22 protein-coding genes are annotated in these 18,678 nt (G+C 71.5%); 10 read left to right on the top strand and 12 right to left on the bottom strand.

Annotated elements, in window-relative coordinates:
- Positions 1–54: 54 nt before the first annotated feature.
- Positions 55–624, top strand: a complete 570-nt coding sequence (locus ACGFNK_RS34565) for a histidine phosphatase family protein (protein ID WP_393422291.1) — start codon at positions 55–57, stop codon at positions 622–624.
- A 60-nt stretch (positions 625–684) separates the two neighbouring features.
- Here the strand turns inward: ACGFNK_RS34565 and ACGFNK_RS34560 are convergent, their stop codons facing one another.
- The gene (locus ACGFNK_RS34560) at positions 685–1,056 is read right to left on the bottom strand and encodes a ferredoxin (RefSeq protein ID WP_393422289.1); all 372 of its coding nucleotides are present in this window, start codon (positions 1,054–1,056) and stop codon (positions 685–687) included.
- 172 nt (positions 1,057–1,228) lie between these two features.
- On the opposite strand from ACGFNK_RS34560, the gene dhaK reads away from it, so the two are divergent.
- The 4 genes from dhaK to ACGFNK_RS34540 all read left to right on the top strand — a co-directional run bounded on the left by dhaK (position 1,229) and on the right by ACGFNK_RS34540 (position 4,171).
- Positions 1,229–2,221, top strand: coding sequence for a dihydroxyacetone kinase subunit DhaK (gene dhaK, locus ACGFNK_RS34555; protein ID WP_386348774.1), 993 nt, complete (start codon positions 1,229–1,231; stop codon positions 2,219–2,221).
- Positions 2,222–2,296: 75 nt separating this feature from the next.
- A complete protein-coding gene (gene dhaL, locus ACGFNK_RS34550) occupies positions 2,297–2,896 on the top strand; it encodes a dihydroxyacetone kinase subunit DhaL (RefSeq protein WP_393422369.1) in 600 nt (199 codons plus the stop codon).
- Positions 2,889–3,299 (top strand): PTS-dependent dihydroxyacetone kinase phosphotransferase subunit DhaM, encoded by a 411-nt coding sequence (locus ACGFNK_RS34545; protein ID WP_386348771.1) that lies wholly within the window; start codon positions 2,889–2,891, stop codon positions 3,297–3,299. Before dhaL ends, ACGFNK_RS34545 begins: the two co-directional genes overlap by 8 nt.
- A gap of 305 nt (positions 3,300–3,604) precedes the next feature.
- Positions 3,605–4,171, top strand: coding sequence for a hypothetical protein (locus tag ACGFNK_RS34540; RefSeq protein ID WP_393422287.1), 567 nt, complete (start codon positions 3,605–3,607; stop codon positions 4,169–4,171).
- Here ACGFNK_RS34540 and ACGFNK_RS34535 read toward each other — a convergent pair whose 3' ends face one another.
- The 4 genes from ACGFNK_RS34535 to ACGFNK_RS34520 form a co-directional block, all read right to left on the bottom strand.
- Positions 4,172–4,741, bottom strand: coding sequence for a PadR family transcriptional regulator (locus ACGFNK_RS34535; protein WP_393422285.1), 570 nt, complete (start codon positions 4,739–4,741; stop codon positions 4,172–4,174).
- Positions 4,742–4,791: 50 nt separating this feature from the next.
- Positions 4,792–6,807 carry an FAD-dependent oxidoreductase gene (locus ACGFNK_RS34530; protein ID WP_393422283.1) on the bottom strand — a complete coding sequence of 672 codons (2,016 nt, stop codon included), beginning with the start codon at positions 6,805–6,807 and terminating at the stop codon, positions 4,792–4,794.
- 92 nt (positions 6,808–6,899) lie between these two features.
- Positions 6,900–7,694, bottom strand: coding sequence for a putative protein N(5)-glutamine methyltransferase (locus ACGFNK_RS34525; protein ID WP_393422281.1), 795 nt, complete (start codon positions 7,692–7,694; stop codon positions 6,900–6,902).
- A 214-nt stretch (positions 7,695–7,908) separates the two neighbouring features.
- Positions 7,909–8,829 (bottom strand): zinc-binding alcohol dehydrogenase family protein, encoded by a 921-nt coding sequence (locus ACGFNK_RS34520; protein WP_393422279.1) that lies wholly within the window; start codon positions 8,827–8,829, stop codon positions 7,909–7,911.
- Between the two features lie 141 nt (positions 8,830–8,970).
- Between ACGFNK_RS34520 and ACGFNK_RS34515 the strand changes: the two genes are divergently transcribed.
- Positions 8,971–9,576, top strand: coding sequence for a sulfite oxidase-like oxidoreductase (locus ACGFNK_RS34515; RefSeq protein ID WP_393422277.1), 606 nt, complete (start codon positions 8,971–8,973; stop codon positions 9,574–9,576).
- Positions 9,577–9,601: 25 nt separating this feature from the next.
- Complete coding sequence (locus ACGFNK_RS34510; RefSeq protein ID WP_393422367.1) at positions 9,602–10,357, top strand: ferredoxin reductase; 756 nt, start codon at positions 9,602–9,604, stop codon at positions 10,355–10,357.
- 207 nt (positions 10,358–10,564) lie between these two features.
- Here the strand turns inward: ACGFNK_RS34510 and ACGFNK_RS34505 are convergent, their stop codons facing one another.
- On the bottom strand, positions 10,565–11,443 hold the full coding sequence (locus ACGFNK_RS34505) for a universal stress protein (RefSeq protein WP_393422276.1): 879 nt from the start codon (positions 11,441–11,443) through the stop codon (positions 10,565–10,567).
- A gap of 227 nt (positions 11,444–11,670) precedes the next feature.
- Between ACGFNK_RS34505 and ACGFNK_RS34500 the strand changes: the two genes are divergently transcribed.
- Positions 11,671–12,255, top strand: coding sequence for a hypothetical protein (locus ACGFNK_RS34500; protein WP_393422274.1), 585 nt, complete (start codon positions 11,671–11,673; stop codon positions 12,253–12,255).
- A 104-nt stretch (positions 12,256–12,359) separates the two neighbouring features.
- A complete protein-coding gene (locus ACGFNK_RS34495; RefSeq protein ID WP_393422272.1) occupies positions 12,360–13,325 on the top strand; it encodes an acetylxylan esterase in 966 nt (321 codons plus the stop codon).
- 86 nt (positions 13,326–13,411) lie between these two features.
- Here ACGFNK_RS34495 and ACGFNK_RS34490 read toward each other — a convergent pair whose 3' ends face one another.
- The 6 genes from ACGFNK_RS34490 to ACGFNK_RS34465 form a co-directional block, all read right to left on the bottom strand.
- Entirely contained in the window at positions 13,412–14,140 is a 729-nt protein-coding gene (locus ACGFNK_RS34490; protein ID WP_393422270.1) for a CPBP family intramembrane glutamic endopeptidase, read from the bottom strand.
- Positions 14,141–14,183: 43 nt separating this feature from the next.
- Positions 14,184–14,909: a class I SAM-dependent methyltransferase gene (locus ACGFNK_RS34485; RefSeq protein WP_393422268.1), complete on the bottom strand. Its 726-nt coding sequence runs from the start codon at positions 14,907–14,909 to the stop codon at positions 14,184–14,186.
- 88 nt (positions 14,910–14,997) lie between these two features.
- Positions 14,998–15,144: a hypothetical protein gene (locus ACGFNK_RS34480; protein ID WP_393422266.1), complete on the bottom strand. Its 147-nt coding sequence runs from the start codon at positions 15,142–15,144 to the stop codon at positions 14,998–15,000.
- A 49-nt stretch (positions 15,145–15,193) separates the two neighbouring features.
- Positions 15,194–16,447: an RNA polymerase sigma factor gene (locus tag ACGFNK_RS34475; protein WP_393422264.1), complete on the bottom strand. Its 1,254-nt coding sequence runs from the start codon at positions 16,445–16,447 to the stop codon at positions 15,194–15,196.
- Between the two features lie 4 nt (positions 16,448–16,451).
- Positions 16,452–16,793 carry a YciI family protein gene (locus ACGFNK_RS34470; RefSeq protein WP_393422262.1) on the bottom strand — a complete coding sequence of 114 codons (342 nt, stop codon included), beginning with the start codon at positions 16,791–16,793 and terminating at the stop codon, positions 16,452–16,454.
- Positions 16,790–17,527, bottom strand: a complete 738-nt coding sequence (locus tag ACGFNK_RS34465; protein WP_393422260.1) for an SgcJ/EcaC family oxidoreductase — start codon at positions 17,525–17,527, stop codon at positions 16,790–16,792. The genes ACGFNK_RS34470 and ACGFNK_RS34465 overlap by 4 nt, the downstream gene beginning before the upstream one ends.
- Before the next feature lie 157 nt (positions 17,528–17,684).
- Here ACGFNK_RS34465 and ACGFNK_RS34460 point away from each other — a divergent pair, with 157 nt between their 5' ends.
- Positions 17,685–18,515: a class I SAM-dependent methyltransferase gene (locus ACGFNK_RS34460; protein WP_393422258.1), complete on the top strand. Its 831-nt coding sequence runs from the start codon at positions 17,685–17,687 to the stop codon at positions 18,513–18,515.
- The last annotated feature ends 163 nt before the right edge of the window (positions 18,516–18,678 follow it).

Genomic DNA, 18,678 nt, shown 5'->3' with positions numbered 1-18,678 from the left:
AATTCCCGGTGCGGGCAAGGGCTTTGAGTGGGTGTTGAGTACGAGAGTGGGCCGATGACCAGCCGAGTGATGTTGATCTCACCAGCGATCAGTGCCGCGTTGCGGGAGGCGCGTTTCGACGACGGATGCGCCCTCGACGCCTCCGGGCTACGGCTCGCGGAGGCGGCCGCGGGTTCGCTGCCCGCTGGGGACCGGGCCCTGGTCTCCCCCGGCGTGCGCTGTCGCGAGACGGCCGCCGGGCTCGGCCTCGAAGCCGCGGACGAGCCCGCGTTGGCGGGACTGGACGTGGGTCGCTGGCGCGGAGCGAGCCTGACGGAGGTGGGCGCCGAGGAGCCGGAGGCGGTCGCACGCTGGCTGGCGGATCCGTCGTACGCACCGCACGGCGGTGAATCCGTACGCGGATTGTGTGACCGGGTCGCCAAGTGGCTCGATGCGGCTGGGCAGTTCGAGGGCCGGACCCTCGCAGTCGTCGAGCCGGAGATCGTACGGGCCGTGGTGGTACGGGCGCTCGGTGCCCCGGAGCCGGCGTTCTGGCGCATCGACGTACCGCCGCTGACCGCGACGGAGCTCAGCGGGCGGGCCGGGCGCTGGAACGTACGGGTGGGCCGCACGCTCGGCGACTGACAGGCCGCGGGGCGGGCGGCGGCCCGTCACCGCGGGCCGGCCGTCACTCCAGCAAACTCGTCACCTCAGCAGGGCGAGGAAGTCCGTGCATGCGCGCGCACAGTCCCGGCAGGCCAGCGCACCCTCCTCGGCGTCGGGGTTCCGGTCGAAGACATGCGCGGTCTCCAGGCAGACGGCTCGGCACCACTCGACCTGGGCGCGCGTTCCGGCCTCGTCCTGCCAGGTCTGTTCGGCCAGCACGCGGCAGGTCGCGTCGCAGACCTCCGCGCACACGATGCTCTGGCGCCGCAGCTGCTGCTGATCTTCGGGACCGTCGAGATCGGCCAGACTCGCGCGCAGCGCACACACCCGCGCGCAGTCGGTACACGCCTGCGCACAGGCAAACCGGTCCTCGAGGAAACGGACGAGTTCCTGCTGATCTGTCGCTGACACGCTGTCCGGGTAGCCGTACGCCGCCTCGCCAAACCCGATGCCGTCACCAAGCGGGCACGAGATCTGCCGTTCCCACCAGTGCCCAACCGCACTCGGCGATCGATACTTGACCCGCAGGCCTTGAGAGATCCAGGACGCGGCCACGGCTGCTCACCTCACCCGGAGGTACGGAATGAAGATGCTCATCAACGTCGCGGAGACGGTTGTCGCGGACGCGCTGCGGGGCATGGCCGCCGCGCATCCCGAGCTGACCGTGGATGTCGAGAACCGGGTGATCGTACGGCGGGACGCTCCGGTCGCCGGGCAGGTGGGCCTCGTCTCCGGTGGTGGTTCGGGGCACGAGCCGCTGCACGGCGGGTTCGTGGGTCCGGGGATGCTGTCGGCGGCCTGTCCGGGCGAGGTGTTCACCAGTCCGGTGCCGGACCAGATGGTACGGGCGGCTGCCGCCGTGGACAGCGGCGCCGGAGTGCTGTTCATCGTGAAGAACTACACCGGGGACGTACTCAACTTCGACATGGCGGCGGAGCTCGCCGAGGACGAGGGCATCCAGGTGGCGAAGGTGCTCGTCAACGACGACGTGGCGGTGACCGACAGCCTCTACACGGCGGGGCGGCGCGGTACCGGCGCGACACTGTTCGTGGAGAAGATCGCGGGTGCCGCGGCGCAGGAGGGCCAGTCGCTGGAGCGGGTCGAGGCGGTGGCCCGTCAGGTCAACGAGAGTTCCCGCAGCTTCGGTGTCGCCCTGAGTGCCTGCACCACTCCGGCCAAGGGCAGCCCCACCTTCGATCTCCCGCCCGGCGAGCTTGAGTTGGGCGTCGGCATCCACGGCGAGCCCGGCCGTGAGCGGCGCGCGATGATGACGTCGCGGGAGATCGCCGACTTCTCGGTGAACGCGATTCTGGAGGACCTGAGCCCCAGGAATCCGGTGCTGGTCCTGGTCAATGGCATGGGTGCGACGCCGCTCCTGGAGCTGTACGGCTTCAACGCGGAGGTGCAGCGCGTGCTGACCGAGCGTGGCGTCGCCGTGGCGCGCACACTCGTCGGCAACTACGTCACCTCGCTCGACATGGCAGGAGCCTCGGTGACGCTGTGTCAGGTCGACGAGGAACTGCTGCGGCTGTGGGACGCTCCGGTGCGCACGGCGGGCCTGCGCTGGGGCACCTGAGACCGGTCAACTCCCCTACCGGACAAGCACCCGGACAAGCCCTACGACTACGCAAGCACCATGCGAGGAGATCCTGTGCTCGATGCCGACTTCTTCCGCCGTTGGATGACGGCGACCGCCGCGTCCGTCGACCGCGAGGCGGCGCGGCTCACCGCCCTCGACTCGCCGATCGGCGACGCCGACCACGGCAGCAATCTGCAGCGCGGCTTCACGGCCGTGACGGCCACGCTGGAGAAGGAGGCGCCGGGCACGCCGGGCGCCGTTCTCATGCTCGCCGGGCGTCAGTTGATCTCGACGGTGGGCGGTGCGTCGGGTCCGCTGTACGGCACGCTGCTGCGCCGCACCGGGAAAGCGCTCGGGGACGCGGCCGAGGTCAGCGAGGAGCAGCTCACGGACGCGTTGCGCACCGGGGTGGACGCGGTGATGCAGCTCGGCGGGGCGGCGCCGGGCGACAAGACCATGATCGACACGCTGGTGCCCGCGGTCGACGCGCTCGGAGAGTCCTTCGCGGCGGCTCGGGCCGCCGCCGAGGGGGGCGCCCTGGCCACCACGCCCTTGCAGGCCCGCAAGGGCAGGGCGAGTTATCTGGGCGAGCGGAGCATCGGGCACCAGGATCCCGGTGCCACCTCCTCCGCCCTGCTGATCGCGGCTCTCGAGGAGGCGGCCGGTGAGTGACGAGAAGCTGGTGGGGATCGTGCTCGTGTCGCACAGTGCCGCGGTGGCCGCCTCGGTCGCTGAGCTGGCGGCAGGGCTCGCGGGCGGCGGCACGACCGCGCCGGTGGCTCCGGCGGGCGGGGTCGAGGGCGGCGGCCTCGGCACCAGCGCCGAGCTGATCTCCGCCGCGGCGGCCTCCGTGGACCGCGGCGCCGGTGTCGCCGTACTCACCGACCTCGGCAGCGCGGTCCTCACCGTGAAGACCCTCCTCGCCGAAGGCGACGAGCTCCCGGCCCACACCCGCCTCGTGGACGCCCCCTTCGTCGAGGGCGCGGTCGCCGCGGTCGTCACCGCATCGTCGGGAGCGGACCTCGCGGCGGTGGAAGCGGCGGCTTCGGAGGCGTACACGTACCGCAAGGTGTGACCCGGCTACGGCACGGGCCATGACCGGGGGCCGAGTGGCCGGCTTCTCGGCGGAGCGGACGGTGACCACGGGGGCGGCCGGGCGGTAGCGAAGGCGTGCGGTGGGACCGGGCCGCCGGTCCGGTGACACTGCGTGGTGCGCCGTCCGCGGTGCGCCGTACGGAGGACTCCGTCACCTGACCGGGCCCGCCCCGCGTGCGGAGGCCGTGAAGGGCACGTTGGCTCGTCCCAGGGCAGCACGGGCGTTTCCCAACCCTCGGCGGCGCATGGGATGTACCGCCAACCGTGCCGCCGGAGGGCAGTCCAATGCGTACTACTCAGACGTTCGTCCGCGCCGGTCTGACCGTGGCGGCCACCGCCGCGCTGCCACTGGCCCTCACTGCCGGGCCCGCTGCCGCGGTGAACACCCAGATCACCGTGACCTCCAGTGGGTCCACGGTCCAGGTCAACACCACCTCGTGCCCGAGCGGCGGCGACGCCTCGCTGCTGTCCAGCGGCCAGACGAACTTCGCTCAGGGACGCCAGGCGGCGCTGTCCGGCACCGGCACCCAGAGCGCCTCCTGGTCGGGCGTCAGCGCGGGCACGTACACCGTCATCGTGGTCTGCGAGAACGGCACGACGGCGGGCACCCAGTCCATCACCGTGTCCACGGGCACGAGTCCCACGATCTCCGCGACGGCCACCCCATCGGCGTCTCCGACGCGGTCGCCCTCGCCGACGGCGACGACGACGCGCGGGGTCATGGGCGGTACGGGCGGCACCGCGAAGGACTACAGCACCGTCACCTACACGGCGGGCGGGGTCCTGGTGGCGACGGGCGTCGGGGCTACAGCCTGGGTCCTGCGTCGTCGCGCCAAGCCCAACCGGCTCTGATCACACCGTCGAATCCCGGGAAGGCGGGTCCTGCGCAGGCAGTCGTTCGAACTCCTCCAGCGCATCCATCAGCCAGCGGGTCCAGAACGTCTCCAGGTCGATCCCGGCGCGCAGGATGAGGTGCTGGAGCCGGTTCTGGGGCGTGTGGCTGCCGGGCGGGAAGTCCCGCTGCTGGATCTCCTCGTACTCCGCCAACTGCCGCCGGTGCAGGTCGAGGTGGTGGCGCAGGTCCGCCTCGATGCCCGCGGTGCCGACCACGGCGGCGGCGCGCAGACGCAGCAGCAGCGGGTCGCGCAGGGGCTTCGGGTCCTGGGAGGCTGCGGTCCAGCGGGTGAGTTCGGCACGGCCCGCGGGCAGGACCTCGTAGCTCTTCTTCTGCCCGCGGGCCGGCTGCTCGGCCGGGAGGGCCCGGATGTAGCCCTCGGCTTCCAGTTTGCCCAGCTCGCGATAGATCTGCTGATGCGACGCCGACCAGAAGTAGCCGATCGACCTGTCGAAACGCCGGGTCAGCTCAAGGCCCGACGACGGCTTCTCCAGCAGGGCGGTGAGGATGGCGTGCGGCAATGACATGAACTCATCCTAGGTACGCAGCGGTACGCCGCCGATTGCTGATCCATCGCCTACAGCGCCGCCGCCAGCTCCGTGCCCTGCTTGATCGCGCGCTTCGCGTCCAGTTCGGCGGCCACGTCCGCGCCGCCGATGAGGTGCACACTGCGACCGCCGGCACGCAACTCGTCGTACAGGTCGCGGCACGGCTCCTGACCGGTGCAGAGCACGATCGTGTCGACCGGCAGGACGGTGCTCTGCCCGCCGACGGTGACGTGCAGGCCTTCGTCGTCGATCCGGTCGTACTGGACACCCGGGATCATGGTGACCCCGCGGTGCCTGAGCTCCGTGCGGTGGATCCAGCCGGTGGTTTTGCCGAGCCCGGCGCCGACCTTGGAGGCCTTCCGCTGCAGGAGGTGGACGGAGCGCGGCGACGCGGGCCGCTCGGGCGCGGCGAGGCCGCCGGGCGTCCGGTGGTCCATGTCGACGCCCCACTGCCGGAAGTACGTCGCCGGGTCCTCGCTCGCCTTGTCGCCGCCGTCGGTCAGGTACTCGGCGACGTCGAAGCCGATGCCGCCCGCGCCGAGGATCGCGACGCGGTCGCCGACGGGCACGCTGTCGCGCAGCACGTCGAGGTAGCCGACGACGCTCGGGTGGTCGACGCCGGGGATCTCCGGGGTACGGGGCGTGACCCCGGTGGCGATCACCGTCTCGTCGTAGCCGGCGAGGTCGTCCGCGGTCACGTACCTGCCCAACCGCACCTCCACGCCCCGCAGTTCGAGCTGCGTACGGAAGTAGCGCAGCGTCTCGTCGAACTCCTGCTTGCCGGGGACCTTGCGGGCCACGTTCAGCTGACCGCCGATCTCCCCCGCGGCGTCGTAGAGCGTGACGTCGTGGCCGCGTTCGGCGGCGGAGACGGCACAGGCGAGTCCGGCGGGGCCCGACCCGACGACGGCTACGCGCTTGCGCCGCCGGGTCGGTGTGAGGACCAGCTCGGTCTCGTGGCAGGCGCGTGGGTTGACCAGGCAGGAGGTGATCTTGCCGCTGAAGGTGTGGTCGAGGCAGGCCTGGTTGCAGCCGATGCAGGTGTTGATGGCCTCGGGGCGCCCGTCCCGCGCCTTGTTGACGAAGTCGGGGTCGGCGAGCATCGGGCGGGCCAGGGACACCATGTCGGCGTAGCCGTCGGCGAGCAACTGCTCGGCGAGGTCAGGGGTGTTGATGCGGTTGGTCGTCACCAGCGGGATCGAGACGGCGCCCATGACCTTCTTGGTCACCCAGGCGTACGCGCCGCGCGGCACCGAGGTCGCGATGGTGGGGATCCGCGCCTCGTGCCAGCCGATACCGGTGTTGATGATCGTCGCTCCGGCGGCCTCGACGGCCCGGGCGAGCATGATCACCTCGTCCAGCGTCGATCCGCCGGGCACCAGGTCCAGCATCGACAGCCGGTAGATGATGACGAAGTCCTCGCCGACCGCCTCGCGTACGCGGCGGACGATCTCGACGGGGAAGCACATGCGGTTCTCGTACGAGCCACCCCAGCGGTCCTCGCGGTGATTGGTCTGCGTGGCGATGAACTCGTTGATGAGATAGCCCTCGGAGCCCATGATCTCGACGCCGTCGTAGCCGGCCTGCCGGGCGAGGCGGGCGGCGCGGACGTAGTCGTCGATCGTCCGCTCGACCTCGTCGTCGGTGAGCGCGTGCGGGACATGAGGGCTGATCGGGGCCTGGAGGGCACTGGGCGCGACGAGGTCCTGGTGATAGGCGTACCGCCCGAAGTGCAGGATCTGCATCGCGATCCTGCCGCCCTCGCGGTGTACGGCCTCGGTGATGACGGTGTGCTGCCCGGCCTCCGCCTCGGTCGTGAGCTTGGCCCCGCCCTCGTACGGCCGTCCCGCCTCATTGGGCGCGATGCCGCCCGTGACGATGAGCCCCACTCCCCCGCGGGCCCGGGCCGCATAGAACTCCGCCATGCGCTCGAAGCCGCGCTCCGCCTCCTCCAGGCCCACGTGCATGGAGCCCATGAGTACGCGGTTGGGCAGGGTCGTGAAACCCAGGTCGAGCGGGGTCATCAGGTGCGGGTAACGGCTCATGGGCCCCTCCGTGCGCGGTGTCTTGCCGTCTGTTGTAGACGAGGGGCGGGGCTTTATGCAACTAGTTGCACAACCGGGTAGGTGTCGTGTGACTAGAACCTCGTTCCGATCACGACCGTGCTGTACAGCTCCTCCGACACGGCCAGGCGCGGGACGAGCCCGGCGTCGGCGAAGGTTTCGACGGCGACGGATGCCTGGCGTTCGCTCGTCTCGACCAGGAGGGAGCCGCCGGGGGCCAGCCATTGCGGGGCCTCGGCTGTCACCCGGCGCAGGATGTCGAGCCCGTCGCCTCCGCCGTCGAGCGCCACGAGGGGTTCGTGGTCGCGGGCCTCGGGGGGCAGGAGGCCGACCTCTTCGGTGGGAACGTACGGCACATTGGCGGCCAGGACGTCGACGCGACCACGGAGAGTGCGCGGCAGCGGCTCGAAGAGGTCGCCCTCGTGGACGTGGCCGCGCTCGCCGACGTTTTGGCGGGCGCAGCGCACCGCGGCCGGGTCGATGTCGGCGACGTGCAGCTCGGCACCGGGGAGGGACGCCGCGAGCGCGGCGCCCACCGCGCCCGAGCCGCAGCACAGGTCCACGACGACGAGGGCCGGTGCTTCCGGGGCCGACGCGAGGGCCTGCCGGACCAGGAACTCGGTACGTCGGCGCGGCACGAAGACGCCCGGCTCGACGGCGATGCGCAGACCGCAGAACTCGGCCCAGCCCAGGACGTGTTCGAGGGGCAGGCCCGCGGAGCGGCGGTCCACCATGGCGGTGAGTTCGGCCGGGGTGCCGGCGGTGGAGACGATCAGCCGCGCCTCGTCCTCGGCGAAGACACAGCCCGCGGACCGGAGCGCAGTGACGACAGCGGCGTACGAAACGGAAGGGATGGAGGAGAAGGGCATGGAAGCCGAGAACCTTTCGAGAACCCGAAGGGCACTCTCCCGGTCACCTGGCGGCGGTGAACCCCTGAGGCGAGAGCACCCGAGCTGACACAGCGGTAATGGGGCTCACCTCCTCGGTCCCTGCACGGCTGGGGCGGTCCGCAGCCGGACGGCAACATTACACGGCCCCCGGCTGCCGCCACGAGGCGGTCGACCGCCGTTCCACACGCAGTGCTCAGCCGGTGACCTCGATGACGATCTTTCCGCGGGCGTGGCCATCCTCCACCAGCCGCAGTGCCTCCGCGGCGCGGGTCAGGGGGAAGGTCTGCGTCACGAAGGGATTCAGCTTGCCGTCGGCCACGAGGCGGGCGACCTCGTCGAGGATCGCGGCGGTGCGGGCCCGGGCGACGGGGGCGCCACCGAGGCGGCCCACTATGTCCTTGCCGCCCGCGGTGATCAACTTCGTGCGGTCGGTGAGGAGTTCGGCTGCGGCTTCGAGGACCTCGCCGCCGATGAGGTCGTAGACCGCGTCCACGCCGTCCGGGGCGGCGGCCCGTACATCGGCCACGAAGTCCGGGCCCGAGGGCACATGCACGGCGCCGAGCGACTCGACGAAGTCCTTCTTGCCCGCGCCGGCCGTGCCGATGACCTTCACCCCGAAAGCGCGCGCGATCTGAGTGGCCGCCACCCCGACGCCCCCGCCGGCGCCCGTGATCAGCAGGGTCGAACCGGCGGGCAGGTCGAGCTGGCGGATGCCGTCGTACGCCGTCGCCCCCGCGACCGGCAGGGCCGCCGCGTCCGTGAAGGAGACCGAGTCGGGCTTGTGCGCGGTCACCGCGACGGGCAGCAGGGTGTACTCGGCATAGCCGCCGCCGACCGGGTTGCCGAACACCGCGTCGCCCACCGCGAAGCCGGTGACTCCCTCGCCGATCTCTTCGACCACTCCCGCGGCCTCGTTACCGAGCACCGCGGGCAGCTCGCGCGCGGCCTGGCCGGGGCGGGCGTAGCCGTTGCGCTGCTTGTAGTCGACGGGGTTCACGCCCGCCGCCCGTACGGAGACCAGGAGTTGACCGGGGCCGGGGCTCGGCCGGTCCTGGTCGACGAGGGCCTCCGTCTCCGGACCGCCGAACCGCGTGAAGACGTACGCCTTGGGCATCTGCTTCCTCTTTCTCCACCGGGCTTTGTCCACCGGGATTCTCCACCGGGCTGCGCCTGCTCAGCTCAGCATGCCGGGAAGATCGCCGGGCGGCTATTCCCCGAACCCACTCCCCACGCAGGCGCCGGGTACCGTGGATCGATGCATGTCACCCGAGGCTTCACCGGACGCCCGCGCGTCCCCAACGCGGGGCTGCCGCCAGGTCAGTACGACGCGGGCGACGACTGGCCGGTCCTGTCCGCCGAGGTCACGCCCGAACTGGCGCCCGCGGACTGGACGTTCACCGTCGACGGGCTGGTGGCCGATCCGCGCACCTGGTCCTGGGACGAGGCGCACGCGCTGCCGGCGTCGGCGTACGAGGGCGACATCCACTGCGTGACGAGCTGGTCGAAGTTCGGGGTGCGCTTCGGGGGCGTGTCGGTGGACGCGTTCCTGGACCTCGTACGCCCGGTCCCGGAAGCGACGCACGCGGTCGCGTACTCCCACACCGGGTACACCACCAACCTCCCGCTGGCCGATCTGACCGGCGGGCGCGCCTGGATCGTCTGGGAGTACGGCGACGAGCCGCTGCCCGCGGAACACGGTGGTCCGGCGCGGCTGCTGGTACCGCATCTGTACTTCTGGAAGAGCGCCAAGTGGATCGCGGGTCTCAGGCTTCTGGACCACGACGAGCCGGGCTTCTGGGAGCAGAACGGCTACCACCACCGCGGCAACCCCTGGGAAGAGCAGCGCTACTCCCGTGACTGAGACTCCGACGACCGAAGACCTTCACGTGACCGGGACCTTCACGCCCCCGACCCGGTTCGCCGTGCCCGGCCGCATCGCCGTGAACAACGACACGGCTACCACCTGGCAGCGCGCCACGCTCACCGAGATCCGCCGCGAGACCCCGCGCGCGGCCACCTTCCGGTTCGCCGTGCCCGGCTGGCGCGGCCATGTGCCCGGCCAGCACGTGATGCTGCGGCTCACGGCGGAGGACGGCTACACCGCCCAGCGGCACTACTCGATCGCATCGCCACCCGACGACTTGGGGCACATCGAGCTCACGCTGGACCATGTCGAGGGAGGCGAGGTGTCGGGCTGGTTCCACACCGTCGCCGAACCGGGCGACCAGATCGAAGTCCGCGGCCCGAACAGCGGTTTCTTCGCCTGGACCGGCGACCGGCCCGCCCTGCTCGTCGGCGCGGGCTCCGGCGTCGTACCGCTGATGTCGATGGTCCGCCACCACCGGGCGCGCGCACTGTCCGTGCCGCTGCGCCTGCTCGTCTCGGCCCGCGGACCAGCGGAGTTGATCTACGCGTCGGAGTACGGCGCCGAAACCACGCCCGTGTTCACGCGCAGCGCGCCGCCCGGCGTGCCCGTGGGGCGCCTGTCGGCCGCGCAGGTGGCGGCGCTCCTGGCCGACGGGCCGGACGGCGGGTGGGAGGCCTATGTGTGCGGGTCCAACGGGTTCGCCGAACACGCGTCACGGCTCCTCGTCGAGGCGGGGCAGCCGGTGGACCGTATCCGGATCGAGCGCTTCGGCTGACGTTGCTCCGCGCGCCCTGAGCGGACTTGCCGAAGTCCGGTGCGGTACCGCCCCCGCTTGAGGGGCCGCAGGCCTCGATAGGGGCGCGGGGCTGTGACATATGCGGCTCCGCCGCGATGGGGGTCCCCCCGCTCGAGCGAAGCCGAGAGTGGGGGAGCGACCAGCCACAACGAACCCGCAGCTTCGAACCGAACCTCCAGCGGAGCGCTAGTCGTGAGGGACCACCGCGACCGGGCAGGTGCAGTGGTGGATCACGAAGTGGGCCACGCGGCCGAGGCCCCCTCCGACCGTGGCGCGGCGGCCCATGACCAGCAGCCCCGCCTGGATCGACGCCTTCAGCAGGTGGTGTCCCGCCGGTCCGTACACCACCTGCTCCACGACAGTCGTCTCCGGGAACTTGTGCCGCCACGGGTGCAGAATCACCCCCAGGGAACGGCGGTTGGCCTCCTCCTGGCCGGCCGTGTCGTCCCGCGTTCGCGCGCCGACGGCGTAGCCGGGCGGCGGGGGCAGCGTCCAGGCGTGCATGACGTGCAGGGGTGCCGCGCGGAAGGCCGCCGCGTCGAAGGCGTAGCCGATGAGGCCGTCGGCCGGGCGCGCCAGGTCCAGGCCGAGGACCACCGGCAGGTACGGGGCCTTTGCCGGAGGTGTCCCCTCGCCGACGGGCACGCGCTCGTCCTCGGGGAGTTCGCCCGCACGTACCAGCACCACCGGGCGCTCGGCGCGGGAGGCGACGGCGAGGGCGACCGAACCGACCGGGAAACCGGCGAAGTCGCTGAAGCCGAGGGAGCCGAGGGCCAGCGCCTCCGACTCCGCGGCTGCGGCCAGCAGCGCCGGGACCGCGGGGGTTTCCGTGCGGCGGGCCATGATGTCCAAAGCCGGGTGGGCGTACGCGAGTTGGACGGCGGCCCGGTCGATGGTCACGCGGGACGGCCCGCCGTCCGACGGAGATACGGGGTCGGGGCCGGCTTGCAGCAGGCGCAGAACGAGGTGACGGCGGTGAGCCTCGCGGGCCGCCCAGTCGGCGGCGTCCAGGCTGGCGCGGGAACCGTCGATGCCGACGGTGATGGCCCGGGTCTCCTTGCTCATGGCTCGCGCCGCCTTTCCTCGTGCCCTTCCGCGGGTTCCACGTGGGGCGCGGATCAGTCGTGGGCGGGCGGATCCGGCGGGCGTGCGCACTGACCGCCACGGGATGACAACTCAGAGGGTCCGTTCGGCGCCGACGGGGAACTCGGGTGGCGTACGAAGCTGACCAGCCGCTCCGGGACCGGACGGAGACGGGGACAGCCGGACGCGAGCGATGAGGAGGTGTGGACATGGGCACGCGGGTGCGCGGCTGGCGTTGGCGGCCCAATCCGCTGCGCCGCCGCTGCGACGTGGTCGAGGCGTGGACAGCCCTGGTCGTCGCCGTCCTGCTGTGCGTCGGCGCCCCGCTGACCGGGCTCGTCATAGGCCGGCAGGCGTTCGACACAGCGCGGGGCGCGGCCGCCGAGCAACGGGCCGAACGCCATCGGGTGCGCGCGGAGGTCACCGAGCAGGCGCCCGCCGCGATACCCAACGCCACGGGCGCCAAGCAGCCCGCCTACTGGGTCGGCGTGCGCTGGACCGAGCCCGGCGAGCGAGAGCGCACGGGCAAGGCCCGGGTCCCGGCAGGCACGCGCCCCGGCGACCACACCCATGTATGGCTGGACGACGCGGGCCGGGTCGTCGGCGCCCCGGCGGACAGCACGGCGATCTGGCAGCAAGCGCTCGCGGTGGGAGGCTGCGCCACGGGCGGCGCGGCGACCGTCGTCCTGGCCGGGCGCTTCGTCGTACGCCGGGTCGCCCTGCGCCACCGCATGGCCGAGTGGGAACGCGAGTGGGCCCGTACGGGACCGGAGTGGGGCCGACGCTGGGCATGACCGGGCCCGACCGGTGTGCGGAAAAGGGTCTGGTGGCCCGCTGACGGCCCCCGTACGGTGTGATCATCCGCACCTGACCCGTGATCCCGTAAAGGCGGTCATCCATGGCCTTGTTCGACCTGCCCCTCGACCAGCTCCGGGACTACCGCAGCGCCTCCGTCGAGCCCGAGGACTTCGACGCCTTCTGGGCAAAGACGCTTCAGGAGGCGCGAGAGTACGACCTGGACGCCTCCTTCGAGCCGGTCGAGACGCAGCTCAAGACCGTGAAGGTGTACGACGTCACGTTCGCCGGGTTCGGGGGTCACCCGGTGAAGGGCTGGCTGACACTTCCCGCCTGGGCGGACACGCCACGGCCGGCGGTCGTCCAGTTCGTCGGATACGGCGGCGGGCGCGGCCTTCCGCACACGCATCTGCTGTGGGCCTCGGCGGGCTTCGCGCACTTCGTGATGGACACCCGGGGTCAGGGCAGTGGCTGGGGCGGCGGTGACACACCCGACCCGGTGGGCAGCGGGCCCGCGTATCCCGGCTTCATGACGCGGGGGGTCGAGGATCCCGAAAGCTACTACTACCGGCGGGTGTTCACCGACGGGGTACGGGCCGTGGAAGCGGCCCGCTCGCATCCGCTGATCGACTCCTCGCGCACCGCGGCGGTCGGAGGCAGCCAGGGCGGCGGCATCACGATCGCGGTCGCCGGACTCGTACCGGACCTGGCGGCGATCGCCCCGGACGTGCCGTTCCTGTGCGACTTCCCGCGCGCGACGACGCTGACGGACCGCGATCCGTACCGGGAGATCGGCAACTACCTCAAGACGCACCGCGGCCGCACCGAGCAGGTGCGGCGCACGCTGTCCTACTTCGACGGCGTGCACTTCGCGGCGCGCGGCCGGGCGCCGGCCCTGTTCTCGGCTGCCCTGGAGGACCAGACCTGCCCGCCGTCGACGGTGTTCGCCGCCTTCAACGCCTGGGCCCACGAGGACAAGACGATCGAGGTGTACGACTTCAACGACCACGAGGGCGGCGGCGCGTACCAGGAGGCGGCCAAGCTGGCGTGGCTGCCGCAGCGCCTGTAGGAGGAGCGGTTCCGTCGCGGTCGAAGAGTTCGGGGTTCTCGCCGGAGGGCGAGGACCCGCCGTTCCGGTTCTGTGTTCAGGCCGGTTCAGGCCAGCACGGAGCTGAACACGTAGCCGAGTGCGTTGGTCGCCCAGTGGAGTCCCATGGGCGCGAGCAGGCTGCCGGTGCGGTGTCGCAAATAGCAGAACAGGCAGCCTGCCGCGGCGGTGAGGAGCACGGCGCCGAGAGTGGACAGGACGGTACCTAGGGCCGAATCCCCGAAGAGCGAGCCCACGGCCTGGTTGGAGTCGGTGAGATGGAGCGACGGCAGGATGTGCCAAAGGCCGAACAGCACGGAGGAGAACACGGTGGCCGCGACCGCGCCGCGAGCGCGCAGCACCAGTCCGTAGAGCGCCCCGCGGAAGGCGACCTCTTCCAGCAGCACCGTGCCGATCGGCACTTTGATCAGAACCCGGCCGACGACCTCCGCGCCGCTCAGTCCGCTCGCCCTCTCGTCCTCGAACAGCCCGCGGGTGACAGGCATCGCCGCCGCACACAGGTACACCGCCGCGACGGTGCCGACAAGGGCGAGCGCCCAGCCGAGGCCGCGGCGCAGCGTGTCCCGGGACAGTCCGAGGTCGGCCCAGCCGCCACCGGCACGGAACGTGATCACGATCAGCGCGGCAGAGGCGATCGCGGAGGTGAGCACGATCCAGGACGGCGCCCACCGGTTGTTGAGCAGGTTTGTGAGCACCAGCAGCGCGACGGCGCCCACAAGTGCTGTCGCGGTGGACATCCGCCCGCTGTGCCTGCGCTGCGAAAGCTGCTCTGTCACCTCAGTCGCCCTCGATGGGAAGCACTGATCCTCCAGGTTTCGGCTACCCCTGGCGCGTCGCCACCACCATCCGGCAGCGTGGGCTGCCGTCGTCCCTGCGGCCGAACTCGGGGAGTGTGTGCAGGTCCACGAAGAAGCCGGCGCGGATCAGTTCGCGGCGTACGTCGCTGAGGCGGAAGGCGCGGTAGTACATGACGAACGGAGGGCGCCACACCGCGTTGCGTACCCGCATCGCCGTGTCGAACGCGAGCAGCGCCCAGTAGCCGGGAGAGCCGGGGCGGGCCGGTGCCACGACGGGGAAGGCGAACCGTCCGCCGGGCCGCAGCACCGAGTGCACCTGGGCGAACAGGCCCGGCAGTTCCCGCGGCAGAAAGTGGCCGAACGCCCCGAAGCTCACCACCAGGTCGAAGGCCGGACCGAACGGCAGGGCCCGGGCGTCGCCGCGTACCCACGCCACCGGGGGCCCGGCGGCACGCGTCCGTTCGCGGGCGACGGCGAGCATGCCCGCGCTGATGTCGACGCCGGTGATCCGCTCCCGGCACACGCTGCGCAGCACGTCGATGCCCGCGCCGGTGCCGCAGCACAGATCGAGACCGCTGTCGAACGGTCCGATCCGCTCCAGCTCCCGCGCGACGGAGCGCAGTACGGGGTCCGGCGTACGGAACGGTGTGTGGTCGAACTTCGGCGCGAGCAGGTCGTATCCGTGCTCGACGGACGACAACGCCTGAACGGCGAGCTCGCGGAACGTGGGGCCCTGCGGGGTGAACATCGAGGTCAGCTTAGCCAGGCACGAGCCGGCTGTGGTTGACAAGGGGAGCTTCGCCCTCTGTGAACCACAGCGCGCTCGGCTGAAGCCCTCAGCTCCCCAGGCGAAGGCCCGCGAGCCAGATGTCGGGCTCGACCGGCCCTCTGCCACCGCCTGCGCCGGGTGGCAGGGGGCGACGGCGCAGGCGGAGGAGCGCGGGAATCTTCTTGGTACGGCGGGTGGGAGCGGTGGCGGTCATGGTTTCCTCCAGCGTCGTGTGGGTGCTTTCACCCCCCGACGAACGCCACCTATACCGATCGACACTCCGCGAGCCGCTTCTCGAGAAAGCGCCGCTCGGCGTCGTTCTCCACCAGCTCAAGCGCCCGCGCGTACGCCTCGGCCGCCTCCGCTGTTCGCCCCATGCGCCGCAGGAGATCCGCGCGGGTGGCGGGCAGCAGGTGGTAACCGGTCAGGTCGCCCGCCTTCTCCAGCTCGGCCAGGAGGGCCAGCCCGGCCTCCGGTCCCTCGGCCATGCCGACGGCCACCGCGCGGTTGAGTTCCACCACCGCGGAGGGCACGAAGCGCCTCAACTCCCCGTACAGCGCGGCGATATCGGCCCAGTCGGTGTCCTCGGCCGCGGCGGCGGTGGTGTGGCATGCGGAGATGGCGGCCTGGATCTGGTACGGCCCCGGCCGGCCGCGACGCAGGGCTGTCTCCAGCAGGGCTGCGCCCTCGTCGATCGCGGCGCGGTCCCATGCCGTGCGGTCCTGGTCCTCCAGGGTCACCAGCTCGCCTGCCGCGTCCACCCGCGTGCCGCGACGGGCGTCATGCAGGAGCAGCAGCGCCAGCAGGCCGAGCGTCTCAGGCTCGTCGGGCATGAGCCGGGCCAGCACACGGGCGAGGCGGATGGCCTCCGCGCACAGGTTCGTCCGCAGCAGATCGGCACCGGCCGTGGCGGCGTACCCCTCGTTGAACAGCAGGTACACGACGCCCAGCACACCCGTCGTGCGCTCGGGCAGCAGATGGGCGGGCGGTACTCGGTACGGGATTCCGGCGTTGCGGATCTTCCGCTTGGCCCGCACCAGGCGTTGCGCCATCGTCGCCTCGGGTACGAGGAAGGCCCGGGCGATCTCGGGCGTGGTCAGCCCCGCGAGCGTACGCAGGGTCAGGGCGACCCGCGCCTCCATGGGCAGCGCCGGATGGCAGCAGGTGAAGATCAGCCGCAGCCGGTCGTCCGTCACTCCGCTGTCGTCCTCGTCGTCCGGGTCGTACGGCCCGCCGTCCTGCGCCAGCACCGCCACCTCCCGCAGTTTCGCCGCCCCCACCGCCTCCCGGCGCAGCACGTCCAGGGCGCGGTTGCGTGCGGTCGTGGTCAGCCACGCGCCGGGGCGGCGCGGGACTCCGTCGCGCCGCCACCGGTCCAGGGCCTGCGCGAAGGCGTCCTGCGCGCACTCCTCGGCGAGGTCCCAGTCGCCGGTCACCCGGATCAGGGTGGCGACGACCTGGCCCCATTCCTCGCGGAAGGCGGCAGCCACCGCCTCCTCGACGCCGTTCACTCCCAACTGCTCACTCCCAGACCGGCCGCACCTCGACGGAGCCGCCGCCCAGCGCGGCCGGATGCCTCGAGGCGAGCGAGATGGCCTCGTCGAGGTCGGCGACCTCGATGATGTCGATACCGGCGACGTACTCCTTGGACTCCACGAACGGCCCGTCGCTGAGCAGCACTTCGTCGCCCTGGACGCGCACGGTGGTGGCGTCGGTGGCCGGCCGCAGCCGTGCCCCGCCCTTGACGATGTCGCGGCTGACAACCTCTTCGATGTACGAGGCGAAGCGGGGGTCGTCGGCGATCTGCTCGGGGCTGAGTTCCTCGCCGCCGACGGGGGTGCAGATGAACAGTGCGTACTTCATGACCGGGTCTCCTCCACACCTGCGTCGAACGGAACCGAAAGGTGCTGGTGGACGATCTGCCAGCGGCCGCCCGCGGCTCGGTAGCCGGTGGTCACCCGCACCGTGCTGTCCAGCGGTTCGCCGGTGGTGAGCGTGGCGCGCATGCGGACGAGGGCGTGGCTGAACGCGACGCTCTCGTCCACCCGGACGCGGAACTCCAGCACATCACGGCTCACCGGTCCGGTGACGGTGGAGAACCACCACTCCTGGGCCTTGCGGAAGGCATCGATCCCGCGCTCCTCCAGACCGCTCATGGGGTGGAAGACCTCCACGTCGGGCGCGTAACAGGCCACCATCCCGTCGATGTCCCGCTCGCGCGTGGCCCGCGTCAGCTCGTCGTCCAGGCGGCGGATCTCTCCTTCGGCGTCCTCGTCCTCCCAGAACGGGCGCACCTCCAGGGCTCCGATGGTCGCCACGGGATGCTTCGCGGCCGCCTCGATGGCCTTCTCCATGCCGTCACACTCAAGAATGTCGTACCCGGCGACGTACTCCTTCGTCTCTGCGAACGGCCCGTCCGTGCGCAGCACTTCACCGCCGCGCACCCGTACGGTGACCGCCTCGGCGGGGAGCCGCAGCCGGTGGCCGTGCAGCCGTACGCCCTTCTGGACGCCCAGCTCCTCGACCCACGGTTCGACGGGGGCCATGCCGGAGGCGTCGGCGGTGTCGTCACCGCAGACCAGCAGCATGTATTTCATGATCTCTCCTGGTGCTCATGAGGTCCTGACACCCCACCGACGAACGGGCCGGAGCCGAATCGACACCTCCCCATGATTGTCCTGCCGGACGGCCGCCACATCCGGGAGCATCCGGAGGTTCTTCCCACTCGGCGCCCGTCCACGGTTGGATAAGACCATGACCGACGAGCACGTGCGGATGATGAGGGCCAACCAGGCCAACTGGGACGCCCGCACCCCCGTCCACCTCGCCAGCCGGTTCTACGGCCTTGACACCTCCCTCGACCCGGAGCGCTGGTTCGCCGCCTGGGAGTGGGAGGACGTCGGCGAACTGGCCGGCCGTGACGTGCTCCACCTTCAGTGTCACCTCGGCACGGAGACGATCGCCTTCGCCCATCGCGGCGCCCGGGCGGTGGGCCTCGACATCTCGGAGGCGTCGGTCAAGGCCGCGGCCGACATCGCCGGGCGTGCGGGCGTCGACGTCGAGTACGCACGGGCCAATGTGTACGACGCCGTCGAAGCCCTCGGCGGGCGGCGGTTCGACGTCGTCTACACCGGCAAGGGCGCCCTGTGCTACCTGCCCGACCTGGACCGCTGGGCAGCTACGGTCGCTCAACTCCTGCGGCCGGAGGGCCGGTTGTACATCGCCGAGTTCCATCCCCTCCTCAACTCCCTGGGTCCGAAACCCGGTGAGGGCGAGGGTTCCGAACTTCTCCTGCGTCACGACTATTTGGGGCGAGGGACGGCCGTGCACCGCAGCGGCAGGTACACGTACACGGACGGCCCGCCGGTTCAGGGAGCCATCGACAGCTATGAGTGGATGCACGGTCTCGGCGAGGTCGTGGGCGCGCTTGTCGGTGCGGGCCTGCGGATCGAGCGGCTGCGCGAGAGCGACGAACTGCCGTGGCCCCGCTGGCCCGAGATGAACCGCACGCCCTCCGGCTGGTGGCGCCTGCCGGACAGCTCCCCGCGCATCCCGCTCCTGTACGGGCTCCTGGCCCGCCGCTGAACAGAATCCCTCTGTGCTACGGTTGTTCTAGCACTTGTGTACGCCCCTTCTCGGGCGCCGGTGCCGATCTCATCTCAGTCAGCTGATCCGCCCGTCTCTTTCCGACCGGCGCAGCAGCTTCTCCGCACCACCTCTCTTCACGTACGGCCATGGGCGTTCTCGC

The organism is Streptomyces sp. NPDC048825, from assembly GCF_043198355.1.
Taxonomy (GTDB): domain Bacteria; phylum Actinomycetota; class Actinomycetes; order Streptomycetales; family Streptomycetaceae; genus Streptomyces; species Streptomyces xiangluensis.
The sequence above is the reverse complement of the archived record's forward strand: the minus strand, read 5'-3'. Positions and strand labels throughout refer to the sequence as shown.